General features: G+C 60.6%; 24 protein-coding genes. 11 read left to right on the top strand and 13 right to left on the bottom strand.

Annotated elements, in window-relative coordinates; translation table 11 throughout:
- Positions 1 to 113: 113 nt before the first annotated feature.
- Entirely contained in the window at positions 114 to 2909 is a 2796-nt protein-coding gene (polA, locus tag C4J83_RS00405) for a DNA polymerase I (RefSeq protein WP_124416103.1), read from the bottom strand.
- Between the two features lie 74 nt (positions 2910 to 2983).
- Here polA and C4J83_RS00400 point away from each other — a divergent pair, with 74 nt between their 5' ends.
- Both C4J83_RS00400 and C4J83_RS00395 read left to right on the top strand, forming a co-directional pair.
- A complete protein-coding gene (locus C4J83_RS00400; protein ID WP_124416102.1) occupies positions 2984 to 3274 on the top strand; it encodes a DUF2782 domain-containing protein in 291 nt (96 codons plus the stop codon).
- Between the two features lie 56 nt (positions 3275 to 3330).
- Entirely contained in the window at positions 3331 to 4284 is a 954-nt protein-coding gene (locus tag C4J83_RS00395; protein ID WP_124416101.1) for a homoserine kinase, read from the top strand.
- Between the two features lie 142 nt (positions 4285 to 4426).
- Here C4J83_RS00395 and C4J83_RS00390 read toward each other — a convergent pair whose 3' ends face one another.
- Positions 4427 to 5356 (bottom strand): zinc ABC transporter substrate-binding protein ZnuA, encoded by a 930-nt coding sequence (locus tag C4J83_RS00390; protein ID WP_119741324.1) that lies wholly within the window; start codon positions 5354 to 5356, stop codon positions 4427 to 4429.
- 58 nt (positions 5357 to 5414) lie between these two features.
- On the opposite strand from C4J83_RS00390, the gene C4J83_RS00385 reads away from it, so the two are divergent.
- Genes C4J83_RS00385 through C4J83_RS00370 form a run of 4 tightly spaced genes read left to right on the top strand, consistent with a single transcriptional unit; the run spans position 5415 to position 8220 of the window.
- A complete protein-coding gene (locus C4J83_RS00385; protein WP_106576033.1) occupies positions 5415 to 5897 on the top strand; it encodes a Fur family transcriptional regulator in 483 nt (160 codons plus the stop codon).
- Positions 5897 to 6682, top strand: coding sequence for a zinc ABC transporter ATP-binding protein ZnuC (gene znuC, locus C4J83_RS00380; RefSeq protein ID WP_119741322.1), 786 nt, complete (start codon positions 5897 to 5899; stop codon positions 6680 to 6682). Before C4J83_RS00385 ends, znuC begins: the two co-directional genes overlap by 1 nt.
- Entirely contained in the window at positions 6675 to 7463 is a 789-nt protein-coding gene (gene znuB / locus C4J83_RS00375; protein ID WP_106576031.1) for a zinc ABC transporter permease subunit ZnuB, read from the top strand. The genes znuC and znuB overlap by 8 nt, the downstream gene beginning before the upstream one ends.
- A gap of 37 nt (positions 7464 to 7500) precedes the next feature.
- A complete protein-coding gene (locus C4J83_RS00370) occupies positions 7501 to 8220 on the top strand; it encodes a PA5502 family lipoprotein (RefSeq protein ID WP_119741320.1) in 720 nt (239 codons plus the stop codon).
- Positions 8221 to 8320: 100 nt separating this feature from the next.
- Here the strand turns inward: C4J83_RS00370 and katE are convergent, their stop codons facing one another.
- Complete coding sequence (katE, locus tag C4J83_RS00365) at positions 8321 to 10462, bottom strand: catalase HPII (RefSeq protein WP_106576029.1); 2142 nt, start codon at positions 10460 to 10462, stop codon at positions 8321 to 8323.
- 264 nt (positions 10463 to 10726) lie between these two features.
- Here katE and C4J83_RS00360 point away from each other — a divergent pair, with 264 nt between their 5' ends.
- From C4J83_RS00360 to C4J83_RS00350, 3 genes are read left to right on the top strand one after another with little or no spacing between them, the layout of a single operon-like run.
- Positions 10727 to 11734, top strand: a complete 1008-nt coding sequence (locus tag C4J83_RS00360; RefSeq protein ID WP_119741316.1) for a methionine ABC transporter ATP-binding protein — start codon at positions 10727 to 10729, stop codon at positions 11732 to 11734.
- Positions 11734 to 12408, top strand: coding sequence for a methionine ABC transporter permease (locus C4J83_RS00355; protein ID WP_106576027.1), 675 nt, complete (start codon positions 11734 to 11736; stop codon positions 12406 to 12408). The genes C4J83_RS00360 and C4J83_RS00355 overlap by 1 nt, the downstream gene beginning before the upstream one ends.
- 50 nt (positions 12409 to 12458) lie before the next feature.
- A complete protein-coding gene (locus C4J83_RS00350; protein ID WP_106576026.1) occupies positions 12459 to 13232 on the top strand; it encodes a MetQ/NlpA family ABC transporter substrate-binding protein in 774 nt (257 codons plus the stop codon).
- Between the two features lie 1148 nt (positions 13233 to 14380).
- Here the strand turns inward: C4J83_RS00350 and C4J83_RS00340 are convergent.
- Genes C4J83_RS00340 through C4J83_RS00320 form a run of 5 tightly spaced genes read right to left on the bottom strand, consistent with a single transcriptional unit; the run spans position 14381 to position 18304 of the window.
- Positions 14381 to 15016 (bottom strand): SCO family protein, encoded by a 636-nt coding sequence (locus C4J83_RS00340; protein ID WP_106576025.1) that lies wholly within the window; start codon positions 15014 to 15016, stop codon positions 14381 to 14383.
- Positions 15013 to 15912: a heme o synthase gene (gene cyoE, locus C4J83_RS00335; protein WP_124416100.1), complete on the bottom strand. Its 900-nt coding sequence runs from the start codon at positions 15910 to 15912 to the stop codon at positions 15013 to 15015. Before cyoE ends, C4J83_RS00340 begins: the two co-directional genes overlap by 4 nt.
- On the bottom strand, positions 15900 to 16979 hold the full coding sequence (locus tag C4J83_RS00330) for a COX15/CtaA family protein (RefSeq protein WP_124416099.1): 1080 nt from the start codon (positions 16977 to 16979) through the stop codon (positions 15900 to 15902). Before C4J83_RS00330 ends, cyoE begins: the two co-directional genes overlap by 13 nt.
- A gap of 10 nt (positions 16980 to 16989) precedes the next feature.
- The gene (locus C4J83_RS00325; protein ID WP_124416098.1) at positions 16990 to 17574 is read right to left on the bottom strand and encodes a PA_0111/PP_0108 family redox-active disulfide protein; all 585 of its coding nucleotides are present in this window, start codon (positions 17572 to 17574) and stop codon (positions 16990 to 16992) included.
- Positions 17540 to 18304 (bottom strand): SURF1 family protein, encoded by a 765-nt coding sequence (locus tag C4J83_RS00320; protein ID WP_124416097.1) that lies wholly within the window; start codon positions 18302 to 18304, stop codon positions 17540 to 17542. Before C4J83_RS00320 ends, C4J83_RS00325 begins: the two co-directional genes overlap by 35 nt.
- Positions 18305 to 18332: 28 nt before the next feature.
- On the opposite strand from C4J83_RS00320, the gene C4J83_RS00315 reads away from it, so the two are divergent.
- Complete coding sequence (locus C4J83_RS00315; protein ID WP_016969525.1) at positions 18333 to 18536, top strand: twin transmembrane helix small protein; 204 nt, start codon at positions 18333 to 18335, stop codon at positions 18534 to 18536.
- A gap of 6 nt (positions 18537 to 18542) precedes the next feature.
- On the opposite strand, the gene C4J83_RS00310 is transcribed toward C4J83_RS00315, so the two are convergent.
- The 4 genes from C4J83_RS00310 to coxB all read right to left on the bottom strand — a co-directional run bounded on the left by C4J83_RS00310 (position 18543) and on the right by coxB (position 22940).
- Positions 18543 to 19430 (bottom strand): cytochrome c oxidase subunit 3, encoded by an 888-nt coding sequence (locus C4J83_RS00310; protein WP_106576021.1) that lies wholly within the window; start codon positions 19428 to 19430, stop codon positions 18543 to 18545.
- A 35-nt stretch (positions 19431 to 19465) separates the two neighbouring features.
- Complete coding sequence (locus C4J83_RS00305) at positions 19466 to 20017, bottom strand: cytochrome c oxidase assembly protein (protein WP_106576020.1); 552 nt, start codon at positions 20015 to 20017, stop codon at positions 19466 to 19468.
- 150 nt (positions 20018 to 20167) lie between these two features.
- Positions 20168 to 21754, bottom strand: coding sequence for a cytochrome c oxidase subunit I (gene ctaD, locus C4J83_RS00295; protein WP_106576019.1), 1587 nt, complete (start codon positions 21752 to 21754; stop codon positions 20168 to 20170).
- A 58-nt stretch (positions 21755 to 21812) separates the two neighbouring features.
- Entirely contained in the window at positions 21813 to 22940 is a 1128-nt protein-coding gene (coxB, locus tag C4J83_RS00290; RefSeq protein WP_124416095.1) for a cytochrome c oxidase subunit II, read from the bottom strand.
- Positions 22941 to 23309: 369 nt separating this feature from the next.
- On the opposite strand from coxB, the gene C4J83_RS00285 reads away from it, so the two are divergent.
- Positions 23310 to 23957, top strand: a complete 648-nt coding sequence (locus tag C4J83_RS00285; RefSeq protein ID WP_106576017.1) for a hypothetical protein — start codon at positions 23310 to 23312, stop codon at positions 23955 to 23957.
- A 131-nt stretch (positions 23958 to 24088) separates the two neighbouring features.
- Here the strand turns inward: C4J83_RS00285 and C4J83_RS00280 are convergent, their stop codons facing one another.
- Positions 24089 to 25630: a SulP family inorganic anion transporter gene (locus C4J83_RS00280; protein WP_124416094.1), complete on the bottom strand. Its 1542-nt coding sequence runs from the start codon at positions 25628 to 25630 to the stop codon at positions 24089 to 24091.
- Positions 25631 to 25683 lie beyond the last annotated feature (53 nt).

Genomic DNA, 25683 nt, shown 5'->3' with positions numbered 1-25683 from the left:
AGCAGTTCACAGGTTAAGTTCCGGCAGCTTAAAAAAACTATTGGAAATAACTGACACCGGTTTCCGATCTAAAGCGCTCTGCCACCACCCCCGGCAGTGGCAGAGCCGCGAAATCAGTGCGCCTCGTCCCAGTTATCGCCCACGCCTACGTCCACGACCAACGGTACATCCAGCTTGGCCGCTGCGCTCATGTGCTCGCGGATCTTCTCGCTGACTTGCGCAACCAAGTCCTCGCGCACCTCAAGCACCAGTTCATCGTGCACTTGCAGGATGACCTTGGCATCCAGGCCCGACTCGGTCAGCCAGTTATCCACCAACACCATGGCCTTCTTGATGATGTCAGCCGCGGTGCCCTGCATCGGCGCGTTGATCGCCGTGCGCTCGGCCGCCGCGCGCTCCTGAGGCTTGTTGGAATTGATATCCGGCAAGTACAGCCGACGCCCGAAGAAGGTTTCTACATAGCCTTGGTCGGCCGCTTGGGCCCGCGTGCGCTCCATGTACTCGCGAACGCCAGGGTAGCGCGCGAAATACACGTCGATATACGCCTTGGCGGTCTTGGTATCGACGCCGATATCCTTGCCAAGCTTCTGCGCGCCCATGCCGTAGATCAGGCCAAAGTTGATCGCCTTGGCACTGCGACGCTGGTTGGAACTGACCTCAGCCAACTCAACCTTGAACACCTCAGCCGCTGTAGCGGTGTGCACGTCCAAATCGTTGCGGAACGCGTTCATCAAGCCCTCGTCCTTGGACAAGTGCGCCATGATCCGCAGCTCGATCTGCGAATAGTCCGCCGCCAGCAGCTTGTAGCCCTTGGGCGCGACAAACGCCTGGCGAATTCGCCGCCCTTCAGCGGTTCGCACCGGAATGTTCTGCAGGTTCGGATCGCTCGAAGACAAGCGTCCAGTCGCCGCCACAGCCTGGTGATAAGAGGTGTGAATACGCCCGGTACGCGGGTTGATCTGCTCGGGCAGTCGATCGGTGTAGGTGCTTTTCAGCTTACTCATGCTGCGGTACTGCATCAGCACTTTTGGCAGCAGGAAATCGTCTTCGGCCAACTTGGCCAGTACTTCCTCGGCCGTGGACGCCTGCCCCTTGCCCGTCTTTTTCAGCACCGGCAAGCCGAGCTTTTCGTAGAGAATCGCCCCGAGCTGCTTGGGCGAACCCAGGTTGAATTCTTCACCGGCGATCTCGAACGCCTGGCGCTCCAGCTCAACCATCTTGTTACCCAGCTCGATGCTCTGGATGCCCAGCAGGTCCTTATCCACAAACGCGCCCTGGCGCTCGATACGCGCCAGCACCGGCACCAACGGGATTTCGATATCCGTCAGCACACTGGCCAGGCTCGGTATGGCTGCCAGCTGTGCATGCAACGCCTGGTGCAGGCGCAGCGTTATATCCGCATCTTCAGCCGCGTACGGGCCAGCCTGCTCAAGCGCGATCTGGTCGAATGTCAGTTGCTTGGCGCCTCTGCCGGCGATGTCCTGGAAGCTGACAGTGTCGTAGTCCAGGTACTTCTTGGCCAGGCTGTCCATGTCGTGCCGGGTTGCGGTGGAATTCAACACGTAGGATTCAAGCATGGTGTCGAAGGCGATGCCGCGCACGGTGATGCCGTGCGCAGGGTCACCACCGATGGCGCAATTGGCCAGGATGTTCATGTCGAACTTGGCGTGCTGGCCGACCTTGAGTTTGGTCGGGTCTTCGAGCAGAGGCTTCAACGCCAACAGAACCGTGTCGCGATCCAACTGTTCGGGCGCACCGACGTAGGAATGGGTCAACGGGATGTAGGCGGCTTCATGGGGCTGCACGGCGAAGGAAACACCGACCAACTGCGCTTTTTGCGCGTCGATCCCGGTGGTTTCGGTATCGAATGCGAACAGCTTGGCGTCGTTGAGTTTCTTCAGCCAGCTATCGAATGTCGCCTGGTCCAGGATGGTCGTGTAGGACGCCTCCAACGGCGCGGCCGCTACCACCTCAACGACGGTTTCGGCAGACGGCGCCGCCTCGGTCGAGGCCTTGAGCTCGACACGCTTGGCGTCGCGCTGAATCTCATCAATCCAGCTCTTGAACTCCAGCAGCGTGTACAGCTCCAGCAGCTTTTCGCGGTCAGGCTCGATCAGGTGCAGATCTTCCAGGCCTACATCCAGCGGTACGTCGATTTTGATCGTCGCCAGTTGATAGGACAGAAACGCCATCTCCTTGTGCTCTTCCAGCTTGGCCGGCAGATTCTTGGCCCCGCGAATCGGCAGGGTCGGCACGATATCCAGCTGTTCATAAAGCTCTTTGAGGCCGCCATTCACGCCTACGAGCAAGCCGGACGCGGTCTTCGGGCCAATGCCCGGAACGCCCGGGATGTTGTCGGACGAATCGCCCATCAGCGCCAGGTAATCGATGATCTGCTCGGGAGCGACACCGAATTTCTCCTTCACGCCCTCAATGTCCATCGCGCTACCGGTCATGGTGTTGACCAAGGTAATGTGCCCGTCGACCAACTGCGCCATGTCCTTGTCGCCAGTAGAAATCACCACCGGGCGGTCTGCCGCCGCACTGCTGCGGGCCAAAGTGCCGATGACGTCATCAGCCTCGACGCCTTCGACGCACAGCAGCGGGAAGCCCAGCGCAATGACGCTTTGGTGCAGCGGCTCGATTTGCAGGCGCATGTCATCGGGCATGCTCGGGCGGTTGGCCTTGTATTCGGCGAACATCTCATCGCGGAAGGTCCCGCCCTTGGCGTCGAACACGACGGCGAACGGGCTGTCCGGGTACTGCCTGCGCAGGCTTTTGAGCATGTTCAACACGCCCTTGACCGCACCGGTTGGCAGGCCTTTGGAGGTGGTCAGCGGTGGCAGCGCGTGAAAGGCGCGGTACAGATAAGAAGAACCGTCCACCAGGACGAGGGGGGCTTGGCTCATGAGCAGGATCAACCTTTTCGGCGGGTCAGGCGCTAGAATAGCCGGACCAATGACGACAAAGGGACAAGGTTATCATGCGTACAGTAAATCGACTGTTGTTGACCGGCTTGATTGCGTTCTTGCCGCTGGCCGCCACGGCAGCTGACAGCGCACCCTCGGGAGACCCGGAAGTCACGATCCGCACCGAAGGTGACAGGACCATCCAGGAGTACCGCCAAAACGGTTTCCTGTACGCGATCAAGGTCACCGTGAAGGGCGCGCCGCCGTATTTCCTGGTGCGCGCGGACGGATCCGATGCAAACTTCATCCGTTCTGACCAGCCGAATATGCTGATCCCGTCATGGAAGATCTTCGAATGGAAATGATTTCTTAACTTAAATTGGCGCCGCCCCTCGCGGCGCCCGTACTGGCAGTTTTAACCATGTCTGTGTTCACCCCGCTGGCTCGGCCCGAGCTGGAAACCTTTCTCGCCCCTTACGGGCTCGGCCGCCTGCTTGATTTCCAGGGGATTGCCGCCGGTAGCGAAAACACCAACTTCTTCATAAGCCTGGAACAGGGCGAATTCGTCCTGACCCTGGTTGAGCGCGGCCCAGTCGCAGAAATGCCGTTTTTCATCGAACTGCTCGACGTGCTCCATGACGCTGACTTGCCGGTGCCCTATGCGCTGCGCACCACCGACGGCGTGGCCTTGCACGAATTGAAGGGCAAACCGGCGCTGCTGCAACCTCGCCTGGCCGGCAAGCACATCAAGGAAGCCAACGCACAGCATTGCGCCCAGGTTGGCGACCTGCTCGGCCATTTGCACCTGGCGACTCAAGGCGAGAAAGTGCTGGAGCGCAAGACTGATCGAGGGCTGGACTGGATGCTCACCGAAGGTGCGCAGCTGATTTCGCACCTTAACGACGCGCAGCAGCGCCTGCTGAAAGAGGCGCTGAGCGAGATCGAAGCCCACAAGGCTCAAATCCTCGCACTGCCACGCGCCAACGTTCACGCCGATCTGTTCCGCGATAATGCGATGTTCGAAGGCACGCACCTGACCGGGCTGATCGACTTTTACAACGCTTGCTCAGGCCCGATGCTGTACGACGTGGCGATCGCCTTGAATGACTGGTGTTCGGACGCCGACGGCGTGATTGATGGGCAACGCGCCCGTGCGCTGCTAGGTGCCTACGCGGGCCTGCGGCCGTTCACGGCCAAGGAAGCGGAGTTGTGGCCAACGATGCTGCGGGTAGCGTGTGTGCGCTTCTGGCTGTCACGCCTGATCGCGGCGGAGTCGTTTGCCGGGCAGGACGTGTTGATTCATGACCCTGCAGAGTTCGAGCATCGGCTGGCGCAGCGTCAGCAAGTCAGCGTCCACCTGCCGTTCGCGCTCTAAAGCTGCACGTGGTCAGAAATTGTGGGAGCGGGCTTGCTCGCGAATGCGGTGGATCAGTAATAGAGGTATTGACTGACACTCCCATTCGCGAGCAAGCCCGCTCCCACACATGCCCGCTCACACAGTGGTTCTGTGTCGGCTATTACAACGACTCCAGGCACCCAGCCAGGTCATTCCCCAATTTCTCCAATACCTGCTCGTAACCCTGCGCCGTGGCCGGGGTGTAACCACCCAATGCATCCAATTCCGCCAACTTCACCGGCAACCCAGCCACCAACGTCTCAGCCAATCGCGGACGCAGCGGAGGCTCGCTGAATACACAGGTCTTGCCGACTTCCTGCAGCCGTGTACGCATTGCTGCCACGTGCTGGGCGCCTGGCTGCACTTCGGCGGCCACGCTGAACACACCAGTGTGCTTTAGCCCGTAAGCGTCTTCGAAATAATCAAAGGCCTCGTGGAACACGAAGTAAGGTTTGTCGCCCACACTCGCCAAGCGCGCTTTCAAACGGGCATCCAACGCATCCAGACGCTCATCGAATGCCTGCACGTTGCTCTGGTAACGCGCAGCATTGGCCGGGTCGGCAGCGCTCAGATCAGCCGCCATGCGCGCCGCAATCACCCGAGCATTGACCGTCGACAACCACAAGTGCGCATCCAGGCTGCCTGGGCGGTGATCATGGTCATGTTCATCTGCATCATCGGCGTGCGAGTGACTATCTTCGGCGAAACGCCGCAATTTCATCCCCGCAAGATCCTGCACCGCCACGGTCGGCAGGCTTCGGCCTTTAAGCACGCGTGGCAGAAAGCTTTCCATGTCCGGGCCGATCCAATAAAGCAGGTCCACCGACTGCACGCGTCGTACGTCGGATGGACGCAAGGCGTAGTTGTGCGGAGATGCCCCGGGCGGCAACAACACCTCGGGAATGGCCACACCGTCCTGCACAGCCGCGGCAATCAACTGCAACGGCTTGATGCTCGTCAGTACCTTGACCTCGGCCTGAGCGGCCCCAGCAATGAACAAACTGGTGACAAATACGACAAAAACGGGAAAAAGTCGGGACACGATGACCACTCAATGACGTAGGAACGGGTAACATAATAACGTCTCTATCAAATGTCTGTCGCCGCTCATGCCTAAAACACCCATTGCCAGCCGCCCCCACGACCACTCTCACTGCGTGCACACCGCGCTGTCGGAGGCCGATACCCTGTGCGCACAGAAGGGCCTGCGCCTGACCGCGCTGCGTCGCCGGGTGCTGGAACTGGTGTGGCAAAGCCACAAGCCGCTGGGCGCCTACGACATTCTTGGCGTGCTCAGCGAGCAGGACGGCCGCCGCGCCGCGCCGCCGACGGTGTACCGCGCGCTGGATTTCCTGCTGGAAAACGGCCTGGTGCACCGCATCGCCTCGCTCAATGCCTTTGTTGGCTGCAACCACCCGGAACACGCGCATCAGGGCCAGTTCCTGATTTGCCGCGAGTGCCATGCCGCCATCGAGCTTGAACAAAAAAGCATCAGCGACGCCATCATCAAAAGCTCGGCCGATGTCGGCTTCAGGGTAGAAGGGCAAACGGTCGAAGTGGTCGGGCTCTGCTCGGGTTGCCAGGGGGCTTGATGAGCACTGCGTTAATCCGCCTCGAAGGGGTCGGTGTCACGTTCGCCGGGCAAAACGTGCTGGATAACATCGCGCTGAGCGTCGAGCCGGGCCAGATCGTCACGCTGATCGGCCCCAATGGCGCCGGCAAGACTACGCTGGTGCGCGCAGTACTCGGTTTATTGAAGCCGGACAGTGGCAGCGTATGGCGCAAGCCCAAGCTGCGCGTCGGTTACATGCCGCAAAAATTGCACGTCGACCCGACACTGCCGCTGTCCGTGCTGCGTTTTTTGCGCCTGGTGCCCGGTGTAGACCGCACCCGCGCGCAGGCTGCGCTCAAGGAAGTCGGTGCCGAACAGGTGATCGACAGCCCGGTGCAAAGCATCTCCGGCGGCGAAATGCAGCGCGTGCTGCTGGCCCGCGCCTTGCTGCGCGAGCCTGAACTGCTGGTGCTCGATGAACCCGTGCAAGGCGTTGACGTTGCCGGCCAGGCCGAGCTGTACAGCCTGATTACCCGCCTGCGTGACCGCCACGGCTGCGGCGTATTGATGGTCTCCCACGACCTGCACCTGGTCATGAGCACCACCGATCAGGTGGTATGCCTCAACCGCCACGTTTGCTGCTCCGGCCACCCGGAACAAGTCAGTAGCGACCCGGCGTTTGTCGAGTTGTTCGGCAAAAATGCCCCGAGCCTGGCGATCTACCACCACCATCACGACCACGCCCATGATTTGCACGGCGCCGTGGTTGACGACCCCGCCACCCCTCATACACACGTTCATGGAGATAGCTGCAAGCATGGCTGATTTTCTGCTCTACGCCCTGCTGGCAGGCTTGGCTCTGGCGCTGGTGGCGGGCCCGTTGGGCTCGTTTGTGGTGTGGCGGCGCATGGCCTATTTTGGCGACACGTTGTCGCATGCCGCGCTGTTGGGCGTGGCCATGGGCTTTTTGCTGGACGTGAGCCCGACCATCGCCGTCACCGTGGGCTGCCTGCTGCTGGCCGTGCTGCTGGTGACCCTGCAACAGCGCCAACCGCTGGCCTCCGACACACTGCTGGGAATCCTGGCGCCGAGCACGCTGTCCCTGGGCCTGGTGGTGCTGAGCTTTATGCATGAAGTGCGCATCGACTTGATGGCCTACCTGTTCGGCGACCTGCTGGCGATCAGCCCTACAGACCTTGCGTGGATACTCGGTGGCAGCGCTGCGGTGCTGCTCTTGCTGGTGGCCCTGTGGCGCCCACTGCTGGCAATCACCGTGCATGAAGAACTGGCCACGGTGGAAGGTTTGCCCGTGCCGGCGCTGCGCATGACCCTGATGCTGTTGATCGCGGTGGTGATTGCTGTCGCGATGAAGATTGTCGGCGTATTGTTGATCACCTCGCTGCTGATCATTCCCGCAGCCGCCGCCCAACGCCATGCGCGCTCACCCGAGCAAATGGCCGTCGGCGCCAGCCTGTTGGGCATGCTTGCAGTGTGCGGGGGCCTGGCGCTGTCGTGGTTCAAGGACACGCCAGCCGGCCCGTCGATTGTCGTCACGGCGGCCGCCCTCTTTCTGCTGAGTTTTGTCCTGCCCCGTCGAGGGGTGTAGACTTGCTCGCTTTTTGCGCAAATAGAGAGTCGCAGGAATGAAGCTGTTCAACGCCCGTTATCTGCTCCTTGCCGCATTTTCCCTGCTGCTGGGCGCCTGTCAAAGTACGCCGCCCGCCGCCCCCGAGGTACCGGACGCACGCGCTGCGGCCATCGCGCAGCTGGAGCAAAACCTGGCCAGCAGTGAGCTTGCCACCGCCGAAGACGAACTGGCCGCGTTACAGGCCCAGTCGCCCAACGACCCGGCCCTTGAGCCTTACCAGCGTCAATTGGCCGAAGCCTACCTGCAGCGCAGCCAGATTGTGCTGCAAAAAGGCGATGTCAACGCCGCCGCCACGGCCCTGAGCCGTGCCCGTGCGCTGATGCCCAAGGCCCCGGCGCTCACCGGTGGCGTCAACAGCGCCATCAGCCATGCGCGTAAAGCCGAGCTGGATAAAGCCGAAGCTGCCTTGAAAGCCGCTGAAGCCAAGCCGCCCGCAAAGGTCATCGACCCGGCCGCTGAAAGCACCACAGTGGCGCTGAACCTCGTCGATATCGAAGAACTTCGCCATCAACTGGACGCGATCGCCACCGACGTGGTGAATTACCAGTGCGACGTGACTATTCAGGCGCCGCGCACGCAGGACTACCCATGGCTGGCCACATTGCTGACCAAACGGGTGAAGCGAATTGATTCGGGGTATGACCTGAAGATACACCGGCAGATTGTGAAACACATTCCGGCGCAGGTAGTGCTGATTCCGCGCAAGGCGCAATAAAAGCATCGCAGGCAAGCCCGCTCCCCTAGTTGAGTGTATTCACACTTCAACTGTGGGAGCGGGCTCGCCCGCGATAGCTGTCTAACACACAACCAATGAATTAAGCCGGAATCGCCTTGGCCTTCGGCTCACGATCCCAAACCCGGTGCTGTGCAATCGCGGCGAAGAACGCCTTGAACGCTTTCGCATCCGACCCCACGATCAGCCCCGCATCCACCTCAAGCTTCAGCAGATCCAGCAACGGCTTGGCATCATTGGCAACCGTAATCGCCTTCAGGTGCTTGTACGCCTCCAGCAGGAAGTGCAACGCCACACCATCGCCGCTCAATGCCTGCACCGACTTGGCGCCGCCCGGCACGAACACCGCGTCAAAAGCAATCGACGGCATGCCTTCCATCGACGCATCCACCTTCAGGCTCTTGCCATCGGCAGTGGTCACCGGCGCCGAAGTTGGCCCCAGCAACTTGGCGTGCGCGCCCTCAGCCTCCAGCGCTTTCTTCAACGCAGCAATTGCCGCGCCGTCCACACCGTTAGCCGCGAGGATCGCGACTTTGCGCGTTTTGATATCGCCCGACAGCAGGTTCACCTGGCTCAACGCCGGCGACTCTTTGAGCGACGATTCACGCGGTGGCACGGTGCCTTTGGTTGGCGCTGGCAAACCGAGGTTCTGTGCTACGCGCTTGGCCAGCTCCAGGTCGATATTGGCCAGAATCTCGTTGACCTGACGGGCGCGGATAAACTCACGCTCCACCTTGCCCAACTCGAAGCTGTACGCCGCGATGATGTGCTCTTTCTCGTGGTGGCTCATGCTGTGGAAAAACAGCGTGGCTTGTGAGAAGTGATCGCCAAACGACTCGCTGCGCTCACGCACTTTATTGGCGTCGACACGTTCGTAATAAGTCTCGAAACCGCCATCCTGCGCAGCCGGTGGCGTTTCTTTCGGCCAGCCGCCATCAATCGAGTTCGGCTCGTAGGCAGCGCGGCCTTTGTCGATCACAGTGCGATGCTGAGCGTCACGCTGGCCGTTATGGAACGGCGTGACCGGCCGATTGATCGGCAGCTCATGAAAGTTCGGGCCACCGAGACGGCTGATCTGCGTATCCGTGTAGGAAAACAGACGGCCTTGCAGCAGCGGGTCGTTGGTGAAGTCGATACCCGGCACAATATGGCCTGGGCAAAAAGCGACCTGTTCAACCTCAGCGAAGAAGTTATCCGGGTTACGGTTAAGCACCATCTTGCCCAGCGGCGTAATCGGCACCAGCTCTTCAGGGATGATCTTGGTCGGGTCGAGCAGGTCGAAGTCGAACTTGTGCTCGTCTTCTTCCGCAACGATTTGCACGCCCAATTCCCACTCAGGGTAGTCGCCGCTCTCGATCGCTTCCCACAGGTCGCGACGGTGGTAATCGGTATCTTTACCGGCAAGCTTTTGCGCTTCGTCCCACACCAGCGAGCAGGTGCCCACTTTTGGATGCCAGTGGAACTTCACAAAGCTCGACTTACCTTCGGTATTGATCAAGCGGAAGGTGTGAATGCCAAAGCCCTGCATGGCGCGCAGGCTTTTGGGGATGGCACGGTCGGACATGGCCCACAGCACCATGTGCGCCGATTCTGGCTGCAGCGAGACGAAATCCCAGAACGTGTCGTGGGCAGAACCGCCGGTAGGAATCTCGTTATGCGGCTCAGGTTTGACCGCGTGCACGAAGTCGGGAAACTTGATCGCGTCCTGAATAAAGAACACTGGCATGTTGTTGCCCACCAGGTCGAAGTTACCTTCGTCGGTGAAGAACTTCACCGCAAACCCGCGCACGTCACGCACCGTGTCGCCCGAGCCGCGCGGGCCCTGCACGGTGGAGAAACGCACAAACACCGGCGTTTTATGCTCGGGGTTGCGCAGGAAACCGGCCTTGCTCAGCGCCGAATGGTTCTCATACGTCTGGAAGTAGCCGTGAGCGCCAGTACCGCGAGCATGCACGATGCGCTCCGGGATACGCTCATGGTCAAAGTGCGTGATTTTTTCACGCATGATGAAGTCTTCCAGCAGCGATGGGCCACGGGCGCCGACTTTCAGGGTGTTCTGGTTGTCGGAAATCTTTACGCCTTGATTGGTGCGCAGCGCCTGGCCGGTTGCGTCGGAACGGAACTCTTCCAGGGCCTGCAGCTTGGCGTTGGTGTTGCCACGGTCCAGGGTATCGGTGCCCGCGAGTTCACTCTTCGGCGGGGTAGCTGGCTTCTTGGTACTCATCAGTCAAAACTCCTTATCAAATTGGCCAGAGCGGTCCCCGGCTCGTTTGAGCAAACCCCCAGGCACGGCACCCGGGAAATTGAGTTGCTTAAGTAGTGACTGACACGGTTTTGCACCGTTCCTTTTTTATGACCTTTGATCGCGTTATTGCCAAATCGCTGGTTGAATGCGAAATAAATGCTAAGAAACACTATACGGACAGGCTAAAATGCGCGCCCGGCTAACCGCTGATCCCTTTTCCATGCGCCCCACAAGGTTCGCTACGTGATCGAGTTTCATAACGTCCATAAAACCTACCGCGTCGCCGGTAAGGAAATCCCCGCGCTGCACCCCACCAGCCTGCGTGTCGAAAACGGCCAGGTGTTCGGCCTGATTGGCCACTCCGGTGCGGGAAAAAGTACCCTGTTGCGTCTGATCAACCGCCTGGAGCAACCCAGCGGTGGCCAGATCAATGTCGACGGCGAAGAAGTCACCGCCTTGGACGCCAACGGCCTGCGCCGTTTCCGCCAGCAAGTCGGGATGATCTTCCAGCACTTCAACCTGCTTGCCTCCAAGACCGTCGCCGACAACGTGGCGCTGCCGCTGACGCTGGCTGGCGAACTGTCGCGCAAGGAAATCGACCAGCGCGTGGCTGAGTTGCTCGCCCGTGTTGGCCTGTCGGACCACGCCAAGAAATACCCGGCGCAGTTGTCCGGCGGCCAGAAGCAGCGCGTCGGCATCGCCCGCGCCCTGGCAACCAAGCCAAAGATCCTGCTGTGCGACGAAGCCACCAGCGCCCTCGACCCGCAAACCACCGCCTCGGTGCTGCAACTGCTGGCTGAGATCAACCGCGAGTTGAAGCTGACCATCGTGCTGATCACCCATGAAATGGACGTGATCCGCCGCGTGTGCGACCAAGTGGCGGTGATGGATGCTGGCGTGATCGTCGAGCAAGGCTCCGTGGCCGATGTGTTCCTGCACCCCAAGCACCCGACCACCAAGCGCTTCGTGCAAGAAGCCGAGCAGGTCGACGAAGGCGAGCAGCGCGATGACTTCGCTAACGTACCAGGCCGTATCGTGCGCCTGACGTTCCAGGGCGAAGCAACCTACGCGCCGCTGCTGGGTACCGTCGCCCGCGAAACAGGCGTGGACTACAGCATCCTCGCCGGTCGTATTGACCGCATCAAAGACATTCCCTACGGCCAACTGACCCTCGCCGTGACCGGTGGGGACATGGACGCCGCCTTCGCCCGCTTTACCGCGGCAGACGTCCACATGGAGGTTCTGCGCTAATGGAAATCCTGTTGAGTTTCTTCGCCAATATCGACTGGTCCGAGATCTGGCTCGCCACCGGCGACACCATGACCATGCTGCTCGGTTCGCTGTTCTTCACCATCCTGCTCGGCCTGCCACTGGGTGTGCTGCTGTTTCTTACCAGCCCGCGCCAACTGTTCGAACAAAAAGGCCTGTACGCGCTGCTGTCGCTGATCGTGAACATCCTGCGTTCGCTGCCGTTCATCATTCTGCTGATCGTGATGATCCCGTTCACCATATTGATCACCGGCACCTCGCTGGGCGTGGCCGGTGCGATTCCGCCACTGGTCGTAGGCGCGACGCCGTTCTTCGCGCGCCTGGTGGAAACCGCCCTGCGTGAAGTGGACCGCGGCATCATCGAAGCCACGCAGTCCATGGGTGCCAGCACGCGTCAGATCATCATCAATGCACTGCTGCCCGAAGCCCGCCCCGGTATTTTCGCTGCGATTACGGTGACGGCCATTACACTGGTTTCCTACACGGCCATGGCCGGTGTAGTCGGTGCCGGCGGCTTGGGCGACCTGGCGATCCGCTTTGGTTACCAGCGCTTCCAGACCGACGTGATGGTTGTCACCGTGGTGATGCTGTTGATCCTGGTGCAAATTCTGCAAACCGTCGGCGATAAGCTGGTGGTGCACTTTTCTCGAAAATAACGGCCATGGCCGGCCCCCGCCGGCGCATGCCCGAACAAGGAGCTTGCTGGATGAAAAAACTACTGGTTGCTTTCGCCGCCGTTGCCGCGTTTTCCGCCCACGCTGCCGAGACCCTCACGGTCGCCGCGTCGCCAGTGCCGCACGCGGAAATCCTGGAGTTTGTGAAGCCCGCGCTCGCCAAAGAAGGCGTCGACCTGCAGGTCAAGGTTTTCACCGACTACGTGCAGCCGAACGTACAGGTGGCTGAAAAGCGCCTGGACGCCAACTTCTTCCAGCACCAGCCGTACCTGGATGAGTTCAACAAGGCCAAGGGCACTCACCTGGTGAGCGTCGGCGCCGTGCACCTGGAGCCTCTGGGCGCCTACTCCAGCAAGTACAAAAAACTCGAAGACCTGCCGGATGGCGCCAATGTCGTGATCCCGAACGACGCCACCAACGGTGGCCGCGCGTTGCTGCTGCTGGCCAAGCACAATCTGATCACCTTGAAGGACCCGACCAACATCCTGTCGACCATCAAGGACATCTCCGGTAACCCGAAAAACCTGAAATTCCGCGAACTGGAAGCCGCCACACTGCCGCGCGTGCTAACCCAGGTCGACCTGGCGCTGATCAACACCAACTACGCTCTGGAAGCCAAACTGGACCCATCCAAGGACGCCCTAGTAATCGAAGGCAACGACTCGCCTTACGTGAACATCCTGGTGACCCGCGAAGACAACAAAGACTCGGACGCCGTGAAGAAGCTGGTTGCAGCCCTGCACACGCCGGAAGTGAAAGCGTTCATTCTTGAAAAGTACAAAGGCGCGATTCTGCCGGCGTTCTGATCTGACCCGACCTGCAACACACTGAAGATCAAAAAATGGGGGAGCGGGCTTGCTCGCGAAAGCGCTGTGTCAGTCACCGAATTTATCGACTGAACCACCGCATTCGGGGGCAAGCCCCCTCCCACATTTGTTGTGTGCTGCTTGAAAGACCAGGCCCGCACTCTTAACTGCTTACGCATCGCTCAAACCTTGCACAAACCCCCTGTGGGAGCGGGCTTGCTCGCGAAAGCGCAGTGTCAGTCACCGAATTTATCGACTGAATCACCGCCTTCGGGGGCAAGCCCCCTCCCACATTTGTTTTTGCGTTGCTTGGAAGATCAGGCTCGCACTCTTAACTGCTTACGCATCGCTCAAACCTTGCACAAAACCCCTGTGAGAGCGGGCTTGCCCGCGAAAGCGCTGTGTCAGTCACCGAATTTATCGACTGAACCACCGTCTTCAGGGGCAATCCCCCTCTCACATTTGTTATGTGCTGCTTGAAAGGCCAGGCCAGCACACTTGCCTGCTTACGCATCGCTCAACCCTTGCACTAACCCCCTGTGGGAGCGGGCTTGCTCGCGAAAGCGCTGTGTCAGTCACCGAATTTATCGACTGAACCACCGTCTTCAGGGGCGAGCCCCCTCCCACATTTGTTGTGTGCTGCTTGAAAGACCAGGCTCGCACTCTTAACTGCTTACGCATCGCTCAAACCTTGCACAAATCCCCTGTGGGAGCGGGCTTGTCCGCGAAAGCGCTGTGTCAGTCACCGAATTTATCGACTCAACCACCGCCTTCAGGGTCAAGCCCCCCTCCCACATTTGTTTTTGCGTTGCTTGGAAGATCAGGCTCGCACTCTTAACTGCTTACGCATCGCTCAAACCTTGCACAAACCCCCTGTGGGAGCGGGCTTGCCCGCGAAAGCGCAGTGTCAGTCACCGAGTTTATCGACTGAACCACCGTCTTCGGGGGCAAGCCCCCTCCCACATTTGTTTTTGCGTTGCCTGGAAGATCAAGCCAGCACACTTGCCTGCTTACGCATTGTTCAAACCTTGCACAAAGCACTGTGGGAGCTGGCTTGCCGGCGATGACGGTAGGTCAGTCAGCCTATTAGCCCCTGAACCACCGCCATCGCCGGCACGCCAGCTCCCACATGTATGGTGCGGTGCCTGTTATTTCCGCTGCAGCAACCCCGGCAACTGCGCCACCAGCTTTTGATTGTTCAGCGGCGCACGAATAAACCCGCGCTGCGTGCCGTCCGGTCCGATCAGCGCCAGGTTGCCGCTGTGGTCGACGGTGTAGTTGGGCTTGCTGGTATCTGCTGGAATAAACGGGATGCTCACCGCATTCGAGACCTTCTGCACATCGTCCACATTCGCGCCGGTCAGGCCTTCGAACTGCGGATCGAAGTAGCCCAGGTATTGCTTGAGCTGAGCCGGGGTGTCTCGGTTCGGGTCGACGCTGACCAGAATCACCTGCAACTTATCCACCGCCTCTTTGGGCAGCTCGCTCTTGATCTGGCGCAGTTGGGCGAGGGTGGTGGGGCAGATGTCGGGGCAGAAGGTATAGCCGAAAAACAGCAGGCTCCATTTGCCTTTCAACTCGTTGACCACCACCGGCTGGCCGTTCTGGTCTGTCATGGTCACCGGCGGCAGCTGGCGGCTTTGCGGCAGCAGGATGATGCCCGCGTCGATCAGCGCAGTAGGGTCGCCCTGGCCCTTGCTGTTCAGCACTTTGTTGACGGTCAGGCCCATGATCAACGCGACGATGGCCACCAGGATAAAGACGGTTTTTTGAGTTCGAGTCATAGGTTCAACAGTAAGTAGTGGTCTACGAGCAGGGCGATAAACAGCACAAACAGGTACCAGATAGAGTACTTGAAGGTGTTGATCGCCGCGTGCGGCTGGATGCCACGGTACAGCACCCAGGCCCATTGCAGAAAGCGCGCGCCCAACACCAGCGCACACGCCAGGTACAGCAGGCCGCTCATGTGAATCACATACGGCATCAGGCTTACTGCCAGCAGGGCGAAGGTGTAGAGCAGGATGTGCACCTTGGTGTAGTACTCGCCGTGGGTGACCGGCAGCATCGGGATGTCCGCCTTGGCGTATTCCTCCTTGCGGTGAATGGCCAGGGCCCAGAAGTGCGGCGGGGTCCAGGCGAAGATGATCAACACCAGCAGCAGCGGCTCGGCGCTGACATGCCCGGTAACGGCAACCCAGCCCAGCAGCGGCGGCGCCGCGCCAGCGAGGCCACCGATGACGATATTTTGTGGCGTGGCGCGCTTGAGAAAGCCGGTGTAGATCACCGCATAACCGAGCAGCGAGGCCAGCGTCAGCCACGCCGCCAAAGGGTTGGTAAACGTCAGCAACAGGGCCAAACCTGCAACAGCCAGAAACAAAGCAAAGGCCAGGGCGGCCACCGGCGACACCCGCCCTTCGGCCATCGGCCGCTTATGCGTACGCGCCATCACCGCATCGATGCGCCGATCCACCACATGGTTAACCGCCGCCGCACCGCCGGCACACAGCGCAATGCCCAGGTTGCCAAAAACCAGCACCGCCCATGGCACCCCGGCGCGGGTGGCGAGGAACATGCCCACCAAGGAGGTGATGAGCATCAGCACCACCACTTTTGGCTTGGTCAGTTCCAAATAGTCTCGCCAGATCGCCTGATCGCGGCGCGCGTCGATCAAGGTCGCCATGGCGTCTCTCCTTTAAGGGTGTTGAGGCCCGAAACGTGTTTGCGTGGAATAAAGCGCCAGCCGAACGGCAACTGATGGCGCACCCGGACCAGGCTGGTACGCGCGTGGTAATTGACCAGCACCAATGTCAGCAGCAACGCTGCGCCGCCTGCGTTGTGGCCGACCGCCACTGGCAGCGGCAAGCCGAACGCCACATTACTCACGCCCAGGCTGATTTGCGCCGCCAGGGCGATCAGCAACAAGCCCGCCAGTCGCGTCATGCCCACTGCGCGCAATTGCCAGGCCAGCCCCAACAGCACCAGTGTCACCAGCATCGCGCCAAGGCGGTGGGTCAGGTGGATGGCGGTACGCGCTTCACTGTCGAGCTGGCCGCCGAGGTAATTGGGGCCGATATGCTGGGTGAGGTGAAACCCGTTGGCAAAGTCCGCCGCCGGCCACCACTCACCATGGCAGGTGGGCAGGTCGACACAGGCCACCGCCGCATAGTTGGAACTCACCCAGCCGCCCAGCGCAATCTGGCCGATCACCAACACCAGCCCGGCCGTGGCCCAATATTGCAGGCGCTTGGGCACGATCAACGCGGGCAGCACGCCAGACAGTCTCAGCGTCAGCAGAAACAATAAGCTCAAGGTGGCAAAACCGCCGAGCAGATGGCCCGTTACAACTTGCGGCCACAACTTCAATGTCACCGTCCACATGCCAAACGCGGCCTGGGCGAACACCACCGCCAGCACAAACAGCGGCAACTTCACCGGCTGGCCCGGATCACGCCGATGGCTCCACGAACGCGCCGCCAACAGCACGATGAGCAAACCCAAGGTGCCGGCAAAGTAGCGATGGGTCATCTCGGCCCAGCCCTTGTCGGCCTGCACCGGTGTATCGGGAAAATGCAGCTCGGCATGCGCCAGTTGGGCTTCGCTCTGCGGCACGCTGATAAAACCGTAGCAGCCGGGCCAGTCCGGGCAACCGAGGCCGGCGTGGGTCAGGCGCGTATAGGCGCCGAGCAGCACAACGATCAGCGCCAGCAAGGTGGCAAACAACGCGAGGCGAAATCCAGGTTTGGCCATGACGATGCCCTTATCCGATATTCGACAGTTTCAGCAGCAAGCGCAGGTCGTTGAGCAGGTCCTTGCCCTTGACCTTGGCGTCGTAGCGCAGCACCAGATTGCCGTGTGGGTCGACGATCCACAGTTGCGCATCGCCGGGTGCGGCGGCGTCCCTGGTGAAGGTCGACAGGTCCAGCGGGTAGCGTTGCAGTTGCGGGTATTCGGCCTTGAGCTTGGCCTCGTAGGCGGTGCTCACTGGCTGCGCGCTGGCCAAGGCATGGCTGGCGCGCGAGGCATCACGGCCCAGGCTGATTTGCAGTTGGCGCGCCAGGTACACCAACTGCTGGCACTCAGCGGCGCAGGCAGTGGGCGCGGTGACCAGCAGTTGCCAGCGATCTTCATCGGCCTGCACGCCAATGTCGGCGCGGGTCTGGCCGTTACCGATCAGTTCGCCGTGGTAGCTGCGGCTGTCCGGCACCCAGAACTGCAACTTGTACATGAACGTGGCCAGCGCCATCGGGCCGACCACCATCATCAGGATCAAGATCAGCTGCCAGCGGCCTTTGCGTCGGTCGGGCGCCTCAGACATGCTGGGTGGATTCATGGCCGCTCCCATGGGACTTCTCCTTTTTGTTGTGCCATCCGAGGTAGAGGTAAAGCGCCAGCAGCGCCAAGGCCATGGCGAACCACTGCACGGCGTACCCCAAATGTTTTTCCGGGCCCATGGCGACCACCGGCCACGTGGTGTCGTACGTGCCCGGGCCGGGTTCGGCGCGCAGTTCGTAGGCAAAGCCGCCACGCCCTAACTCAGCCCACAGTGCGGCGGGATGCAGCGCGGTGAGCAGGCGCGGCCATTGCGTGGTGGCCGGGTCAGCGTGCAGCTGGAAGGTTTCGCCGGGGGCGACGTAGACCCACGCGTCGAGGTTCAACGGCTGATCGGGTGTAGTGAAGACTGGTGGCGTACGCCGGTCTGGCCACGGCAGCCAGCCTCGATTGAGCAACAGCCACTGGCCGCTGGCCTGATCGTGAAAGGGTTGCAGCAACTCGACGCCGGCCTTGCCGTCGCGCATGCGGTTGTCGAGCAACACGCTGTGCTCGGCGTCGAACTGGCCGCGCAGGCGCACGCGGCGAAAGGCGGGGTCGGGCATCTCATTGAGCTGGACACTGCTAATGGGGTCGGCCACGCGCCGTTCGGCGTAACTGTCCACCAGCAACTGTTTTTCATGGCCGCGCGCCAGTTGCCATAACCCCAGGCCCACCATCAACGGCAGCAGCACCAGCACCACCAGCGTGGGTGCGAGTCCTGGGCGAAAGTCTTTTATGGCGCTGGCTATACTTGTTTTCATTGCCCGCCCATCCGAAGGGAACCTGACCATGCTCAAAGCAGCCATTGCCCTGATGCTGATCGCGACTGTCGTGAGCCTGTTCAGTGGCTTGTTCTTTCTGGTCAAGGACGAGGGCAACTCCAACCGCCTCGTCACTGCCTTGACCGTGCGTGTCGTACTGGCCGCGATCACCGTGGGCTTGATCGCCTGGGGCTTTTTCAGCGGCCAGCTGGTGTCTCACGCGCCGTGGTAAGGCGCCTTACAGCACATAAACGAAGAAGAACAGGCCGATCCACACCACATCCACAAAGTGCCAATACCAGCTGGCTGCCTCGAAACCAAACTGGTGCTCGGCATTGAAATGCCCGCGCAGGATGCGCATCAGCATCACGAACAGAATGATGGTGCCGATGGTCACGTGGGCGCCGTGAAAGCCCGTGAGCATGAAGAAGGTTGCGCCGTACACGCCCGAGCCGAGGGTCAGGCCCAGTTCTTTGTAGGCATGCATGTACTCCTCGGCCTGGAAGGCCAGGAACGCCCAGCCCAGCAGCACGGTCAGCGCCAGCCAGATTTTCAGTGCGCCGCGATGGCCCTTGCGCAAGGCATGGTGGGCGAGGGTGATGGTCACGCTGGAGCTGACCAGCAAGACCGTGTTGATCAGCGGCAAGCCCCAGGGGCTGATGGTGCCCTCCGGTGGCGGGTACATTTTTGGGTCAGGGTTATTGAGCAGCGGCCAGGTGAACTGAAAGTTCGGCCACAGCATGTGCGCGATGCCCTTGTGCCCTTCACCGCCCAGCCATGGCCCCGACATGTGCCGCACATAAAACAGTGCGCCAAAGAATGCGACGAAGAACATCACTTCGGAAAAGATGAACCAGGTCATGCCCCAGCGAAACGAGCGGTCCATCTGCGGGCTGTACAAACCGGCACGGCTTTCCTTGATCACCGCGCCAAACCAGCCGAACAGCATGTAGGCCAGCAGCAGCCCACCGACGAAAAAGATCCACGGCCCGTGGGATTCCGGGCGCGCCGCCTTCAGATCGTTGAACCACACAGCCAAACCGTACACGGTGGTGAGCATGCCCAAGGTGGCAATTATTGGCCATTTGCTTTGCGCTGGTACGTAGTACGTATCATGAGACGACATGTATTCGCTCTCCTGATTGAGGGGGCAAACAGTAGCTAGCCGCCGGTATGGACGGCCACCGGCGGTTGGCGCGCAGTGATGTCAAACAGCGTGTACGCCAGGGTCAAATGCTTCACATCCTTGGGCATGTCGCGGTCGACGATAAAACGCACCGGCATTTCAATCCGCTGACCGGGCTGCAGCACTTGCTGGGTGAAGCAAAAGCACTCGGTCTTGTGGAAGTACATCGCCGCTTCGGCCGGGGAAATGCTCGGCACTGCCTGGGCTTTCATGACCTTGTCGGTGGGGTTGTAGGCGACGAACAGCATCTCGGTGACCGCGCCGGGGTTGACCACCACTTCGTCAGCCTTGGAATGAAACTCCCAGACCATGTCGATGGCATTGGTCGACAGAAACTGCACTCGCACCTGGCGCGTGGGGTCGACGATTTGCTCACCTTCGTACTGCCCGGCGGTCTTGCCGTTGATGCCGAACGCCTTGCACATCACGTCGTAGATCGGCACCAGGGCGAAGCCGAAGGCGAACATTGCCACCACCAGAATCAGCAGGCGGGTGACGAGGCGCTTGATGGGGATGGACTCAAGCATGGCGATCACCTGAACCGAACACGGTCAACGTGGGAACGGGCTTGCTCGCGAATGCGGCAGGCAAGGCCCCATTTGCGGCGACTGAAACACCGCTTTCGCGAGCAAGCCCGCTCCCACAGGGGATTTGTACAGGCATGGCGAACCGGGTATTCACTTGACCTCCGGCGGCGTGGTGAACGTGTGATACGGCGCGGGCGAGGGGATGCTCCACTCCAAACCTTCGGCACCATCCCACGGCTTGGCGGGCGCCGGCGGGCCGCCGCGGATGCACTTGATGACGATGAACAAGAAGAAGATCTGCGTGGCGCCAAACATGAATGCACCAATCGAGGAGACCATGTTGAAGTCGGCAAACTGCAGGTTGTAGTCCGGTACCCGGCGCGGCATGCCGGCCAGCCCCACGAAGTGCATCGGGAAGAACGCCATGTTCATGCCGATGAAGGACAGCCAGAAGTGCAGCTTGCCCAGGGTCTCGTCGTACATGTGCCCAGTCCATTTGGGCAGCCAGTAGTAGGCCGAAGCGAAGATGCCGAAGATCGCGCCAGGCACCAGTACGTAATGGAAATGCGCCACCACAAAGTAGGTGTCGTGGTACTGGAAGTCCGCTGGAGCAATCGCCAGCATCAGCCCCGAAAAGCCGCCAATGGTGAACAGGATCACGAAGGCCACGGCGAACAGCATCGGCGTCTCGAAGGTCAGCGAGCCTTGCCACATGGTGCTGACCCAGTTGAACACCTTCACGCCCGTCGGTACGGCGATCAGCAGCGTGGCGTACATGAAGAACAGCTCGCCCACCAGCGGAATGCCGACCACGAACATGTGGTGCGCCCACACAATGAACGACAGGAACGCGATGCTCGCCGTGGCGTAGACCATCGAGGTGTAGCCGAACAGCGGCTTGCGCGAGAAGGTCGGGATGATCGAGCTGACGGCGCCGAAGGCCGGCAGGATCATGATGTACACCTCGGGGTGGCCGAAGAACCAGAACACATGCTGGAACAGCACCGGGTCACCGCCACCGGCGGCGCTGAAGAAGCTGGTGCCGAAGTGGATGTCCATCAGCATCATGGTCACGCAGCCGGCCAGCACCGGCATCACCGCGATCAACAGGAACGCGGTGATCAACCAGGTCCACACGAACAGTGGCATTTTCATCAAGGTCATGCCCGGTGCGCGCAGGTTGAGAATGGTCGCAACCACGTTGATCGCGCCCATGATCGAGCTGATGCCCATCAGGTGGATGGCAAAGATAAAGAACGTCACACTTTCGGGCGCGTAGGTGGTGGACAGCGGGGCGTAGAAGGTCCAGCCGAAATTCGGCCCGCCGCCGGGTGTGAACAACGTGGAAACCAGCAGCAGAAACGCCGCTGGCAGCAGCCAGAAACTGAAGTTGTTCATGCGCGGCAGGGCCATGTCCGGCGCGCCGATCATCAGCGGGATCATCCAGTTGGCCAGGCCCACGAAGGCAGGCATCACCGCGCCAAACACCATGATCAGGCCGTGCATGGTGGTCATCTGATTGAAGAACGCCGGCTGCACGATCTGCAGGCCGGGCTGGAACAGCTCGGCGCGGATCACCATGGCGAACGAGCCGCCAAGCAGGAACATGGTGAAGGCGAACCACAGGTACATCGTACCGATGTCTTTGTGGTTGGTGGTCAGCACCCAGCGCATCAGGCCTTTGGCGGGGCCATGGGCATGGTCGGCGTGACCATGGTCATCGATCACAGTGCTCATGGCCGTTCTCCTGCAAAGGAATGGGCTGTGCGGTTCAGGGCATACGCAGTTGAGGCCGTCATTTGCTTTCCGCCTGTTTCAAAGCCAGCACGTCTTTGGGCGTGACCATGTCGCCTTTGTTGTTGCCCCAGGCGTTGCGTTCGTAGGTCACCACGGCGGCGATGTCCACTTCCGACAGCTGTTTGCCGAAGGCGGCCATGGCGGTGCCGGGCTTGCCGAAGTACACGCGGTGCAGGTGATCTTCCTTAGGCCCGGTGGCGATCGGCGAGCCTTTGAGCGCCGGGAACATCGGCGGCAGGCCTTGGCCCTCAGCCTGGTGACAGGCCACGCAGGTGGTGTGGTAGACCTTGTCGCCACGCGCCACCAGCTCTTCGAGCGTCCATTCTTTGGAGGTCAGCTCTTTAAGCTTGGCCGCTTCTGCCTTGCGCTCGCCGAGCCAAGTGTCGTAGTCGGCCTGGGATTTGACATCGACCACAATCGGCATGAAGCCGTGGTCCTTACCGCACAATTCTGCGCACTGGCCACGGTAGATGCCGGGCTTCTCGATGCGCGTCCAGGCCTCGTTGACGAAGCCGGGAATGGCGTCGCGCTTGACCGCAAAGGCCGGCACCCACCACGAATGGATCACGTCGGCGGCAGTCACCAGAAAGCGCACTTTGGCGCCCACCGGCAGCACCAAAGGCTGATCGACTTCGAGCAGATAGTGCTCGCCCTTGGTGGCCTGGTTATGGATTTGCTCGGCGGGCGTGGCCAGGTTGCTGAAGAATTCCACGTCCTGGCCCAGGTATTTGTAATGCCACTTCCACTGGTAACCGGTGACCTGGATATCGATATCCGACTCGGTGCTGTCGTAGATGTTGATCAGGGTCTTGGTCGCCGGAATGGCCATCGCTACCAGGATCAGCAGGGGCACCACGGTCCAGAGGATTTCCACGGTCGTGCTCTCGTGAAATTTGGCAGCCACCTGGCCCGTGGACCGGCGGTGCAGGATCATCGACCAGAACATCGCGCCAAACACGACAATGCCGATCACCACACAAATCCAGAAGATGGTCATGTGCAGGTCAAACACGGCGTGACTGACTTCAGTAGCCCCTGGCGCCATATTCGTTGTCCAGGCGGCGTGCGCCTGGCCGAATACCGACCACAACAGTAGGCCCATCCAAACGTGTGGATGTCGCGTCATTGCGGGTTCCCCTTTATGTTTCTTGTTATCCCGCCGGTTTGCACCTGCGGCGAAGGGAGCGGCTTCCATACTGCTTACAACCGCCAAGCCTTGCCTGCTTCATGCAGTTGGGCGTCATCAGCTAATTGCGTACAAAATCGAGTATAGACAGCCGGGGCAACCCCGCAATGTGTAGGGGCAAATGAGCACAAACAGACGGGCGGGCCCAATAAATACGGGGGCGCAAACGTTTATCCGACGAACGATGGCGATTCGATATAACGCATGCGCATAACCATGAAATAATTATGACAAACGCGTCTTAGGCCCTCGTATAAACGAGCTACCTTGTCCTTTCCCTTTTCCTACGCCTGTTTCACTGGAGCTTTCATGAACACCGCCGCATTGCGCGAGCAGATTTCCCGTGCCCATCAACACGAAGCCAGCACTGGCCAGCTTGCCCAGCAACTGGAAAAACAATTGCCGCACCTGCATTCGGCCATTTCCCTGGCTGACGGTGATCGCAACATTGTCATGACCCGTTTTGTTACCGCCTACATCGAGCTTGTCCCTGACTTGCTGGAAGCCGCCAATGACGTGGCCCGCGAAGCTGGCATCGAAAGCCAGATCAAGCCGGTACTGAAAATCGCCGAGCATTTCTTCCTGCAACCGCCCGCGATTCTTGCTGGCCACGAAGGCCTCGACGGCCTGCTGGACGAGGCCTACCTGGCCCATCGCCTGGTAGAAGAAGTCAACGATCTGTACATCAAGCACTTTGGTCAGCCGTTGATTCCGGCGGACACCACCGTGGCCAACTTGATCGCTCATCAGCTGATCGGCGAAGCATTTGCCAACCAGTTGGACGAAGCCGTGCATTTGGCGGTGGATGAAATGCTCAACGAAGACAGCTTTGCGCTGGAGTCGGTCGAGGCTTACCGCGAGACGCTCAAGAGCCCGAACACGGAAGCGGCGTGGAAGCGCTGGCCGTGCCTGTCGCGTCAGTTGGGCGTTGAGCTGGCGTTGGATCAGCCGGCGTAAACGTGCGGATTGCACAGCAATCACTGTGGGAGCCGGGCTTGCCCGCGATGGCGGTGGATCAGTCAGCTAATGGGTTGACTGACACGCCTTTAATCGCGGGCAAGCCCGGCTCCCACATTGGTTTGTGGTGTTCAGACGGACGCCGAACCTATTCCCACGGTCGTGCGCACCCGGCCTTCAAGCCTGCGCTTCAAGCCGCGCGCCTCGATTACCAGTTGTGAGCCCTTGGCCGCATTGGCCCGGCCCCATTCCTCGAGTAATTCCAGGCAGGAATGGTCGATGTAACTCAAGTTGCTCAGCGGCACGTGCAACGCGGTCCCCGCAGGCACCGTCGACAGCACTTGGGTCAGTGCCGGCACTTTCAGGAAGGTCGCCGCACCGGTCAGGCGCAACTCCATCTCACCGTCCTGAGGCAGGTCGATCAGGCTGATTTTCAGTCGCGACGCCTTGAAGGCCAACTTGACCAACGTGAGCCCGAAGCCCACCAGTACACCGGTCAGCAAATCGGTAAAGATGATCGCCAGCGCCGTCGCGGCATAGGTGAACATCGGCATCCGCCCGTATCGGCCCAAGGCGCGAAACGCTTTCACGTCCACCAGCTTGATCCCGGTGTACACCAGCACGCCCGCCAGGCTCGCCACCGGGATGCTTTGCAGCACGCTCGACAGCAGCAGCACGAACCCCAGCAGCCATACACCGTGGAACATCGCCGACAAGCGCGTGGTCGCACCGGCCTGCACGTTGGCCGAGCTGCGCACGATCACGCCGGTCATCGGCAGCGCGCCGACCAGGCCACAAAGCATGTTGCCTACACCTTGTGCGGACAATTCCTTGTCGAAATCGGAGCGCTGACCGCTGTGCATGCGGTCAACCGCAGCAGCCGACAGCAGGGTTTCGGCACTGGCGATAAAGGCCACGGCGAACGCGGCGATCAACAGCTGCGGATCAGCCAGGTTCAGCAAGTCGCTGGGGCGTAGCCAGTCAATGGCATCGGCAAGGTTTTCCGGGACTTCCACACGCTTGACCTGCAACGCCAGTACCAGGCTGGTGACCGTCGCCAAGCCCACGCCCAACAACGCGCCTGGCACAAATCGCAGTTTTTGCGGGCGTAATTTATCCCACAGGTACATCACCAGCATCGTCGACAGACCCAGCAAACCCGCTTGCCAGCCAAGGCCACCGCCCAGGGTCGGCATCGCCTCAACCACGGCGGCCGGGAAGCCCGCCAGGTTATCCAGCCCGGAAGGCTTCGGCGCGCCGTCGAGCATCACATGGACCTGCGAGAGCACAATCAGCACGCCGATCCCCGCCAGCATGCCGTACACCACCGCCGGCGCCGTGACACGGAACCAGCAGCCCAGACGCAATCGCCCGGCTACCAATTGCAGGAACCCCGCCAGCAACAGAATAGGGCCGAGCATCATCATGCCGTGCTGGCGCACCAGTTCGAACACCAACACTGCCAAACCCGCGGCGGGCCCGCTGACCTGCAACGGCGACCCAGCCAGCCAACCCACCACCAGGCCACCGATGATCCCGGTGATCAGCCCTTTGGCCGGCGGCATGCCAGACGCAATCGCAATGCCCATGCACAAGGGCAGGGCGACCAGAAACACAACCACGGACGCGAGCAGCTCCCGAGGCAACACAGCTTTCAATTGAGCAGCACGCATAATGACTCTCCCAAGGCATTCGCCGGGCGCGGCAATGCCTGGCTGCATCCATG

This window comes from Pseudomonas sp. LBUM920 (assembly GCF_003852315.1).
Lineage (GTDB): Bacteria > Pseudomonadota > Gammaproteobacteria > Pseudomonadales > Pseudomonadaceae > Aquipseudomonas.
The sequence above is the reverse complement of the archived record's forward strand: the minus strand, read 5'-3'. Positions and strand labels throughout refer to the sequence as shown.

Bases quoted from the DNA above. Each gene is read 5' to 3' on its own strand.
- polA (WP_124416103.1), bottom strand. From the start codon at position 2,909: ATGAGCCAAGCCCCCCTCGTCCTGGTGGACGGTTCTTCTTATCTGTAC.
- C4J83_RS00400 (WP_124416102.1), top strand. From the start codon at position 2,984: ATGCGTACAGTAAATCGACTGTTGTTGACCGGCTTGATTGCGTTCTTG.
- C4J83_RS00395 (WP_124416101.1), top strand. From the start codon at position 3,331: ATGTCTGTGTTCACCCCGCTGGCTCGGCCCGAGCTGGAAACCTTTCTC.
- C4J83_RS00385 (WP_106576033.1), top strand. From the start codon at position 5,415: ATGCCTAAAACACCCATTGCCAGCCGCCCCCACGACCACTCTCACTGC.
- znuC (WP_119741322.1), top strand. From the start codon at position 5,897: ATGAGCACTGCGTTAATCCGCCTCGAAGGGGTCGGTGTCACGTTCGCC.
- znuB (WP_106576031.1), top strand. From the start codon at position 6,675: ATGGCTGATTTTCTGCTCTACGCCCTGCTGGCAGGCTTGGCTCTGGCG.
- C4J83_RS00370 (WP_119741320.1), top strand. From the start codon at position 7,501: ATGAAGCTGTTCAACGCCCGTTATCTGCTCCTTGCCGCATTTTCCCTG.
- katE (WP_106576029.1), bottom strand. From the start codon at position 10,462: ATGAGTACCAAGAAGCCAGCTACCCCGCCGAAGAGTGAACTCGCGGGC.
- C4J83_RS00355 (WP_106576027.1), top strand. From the start codon at position 11,734: ATGGAAATCCTGTTGAGTTTCTTCGCCAATATCGACTGGTCCGAGATC.
- C4J83_RS00350 (WP_106576026.1), top strand. From the start codon at position 12,459: ATGAAAAAACTACTGGTTGCTTTCGCCGCCGTTGCCGCGTTTTCCGCC.
- C4J83_RS00340 (WP_106576025.1), bottom strand. From the start codon at position 15,016: ATGACTCGAACTCAAAAAACCGTCTTTATCCTGGTGGCCATCGTCGCG.
- cyoE (WP_124416100.1), bottom strand. From the start codon at position 15,912: ATGGCGACCTTGATCGACGCGCGCCGCGATCAGGCGATCTGGCGAGAC.
- C4J83_RS00330 (WP_124416099.1), bottom strand. From the start codon at position 16,979: ATGGCCAAACCTGGATTTCGCCTCGCGTTGTTTGCCACCTTGCTGGCG.
- C4J83_RS00325 (WP_124416098.1), bottom strand. From the start codon at position 17,574: ATGGGAGCGGCCATGAATCCACCCAGCATGTCTGAGGCGCCCGACCGA.
- C4J83_RS00320 (WP_124416097.1), bottom strand. From the start codon at position 18,304: ATGAAAACAAGTATAGCCAGCGCCATAAAAGACTTTCGCCCAGGACTC.
- C4J83_RS00315 (WP_016969525.1), top strand. From the start codon at position 18,333: ATGCTCAAAGCAGCCATTGCCCTGATGCTGATCGCGACTGTCGTGAGC.
- C4J83_RS00310 (WP_106576021.1), bottom strand. From the start codon at position 19,430: ATGTCGTCTCATGATACGTACTACGTACCAGCGCAAAGCAAATGGCCA.
- C4J83_RS00305 (WP_106576020.1), bottom strand. From the start codon at position 20,017: ATGCTTGAGTCCATCCCCATCAAGCGCCTCGTCACCCGCCTGCTGATT.
- ctaD (WP_106576019.1), bottom strand. From the start codon at position 21,754: ATGAGCACTGTGATCGATGACCATGGTCACGCCGACCATGCCCATGGC.
- coxB (WP_124416095.1), bottom strand. From the start codon at position 22,940: ATGACGCGACATCCACACGTTTGGATGGGCCTACTGTTGTGGTCGGTA.
- C4J83_RS00285 (WP_106576017.1), top strand. From the start codon at position 23,310: ATGAACACCGCCGCATTGCGCGAGCAGATTTCCCGTGCCCATCAACAC.
- C4J83_RS00280 (WP_124416094.1), bottom strand. From the start codon at position 25,630: ATGCGTGCTGCTCAATTGAAAGCTGTGTTGCCTCGGGAGCTGCTCGCG.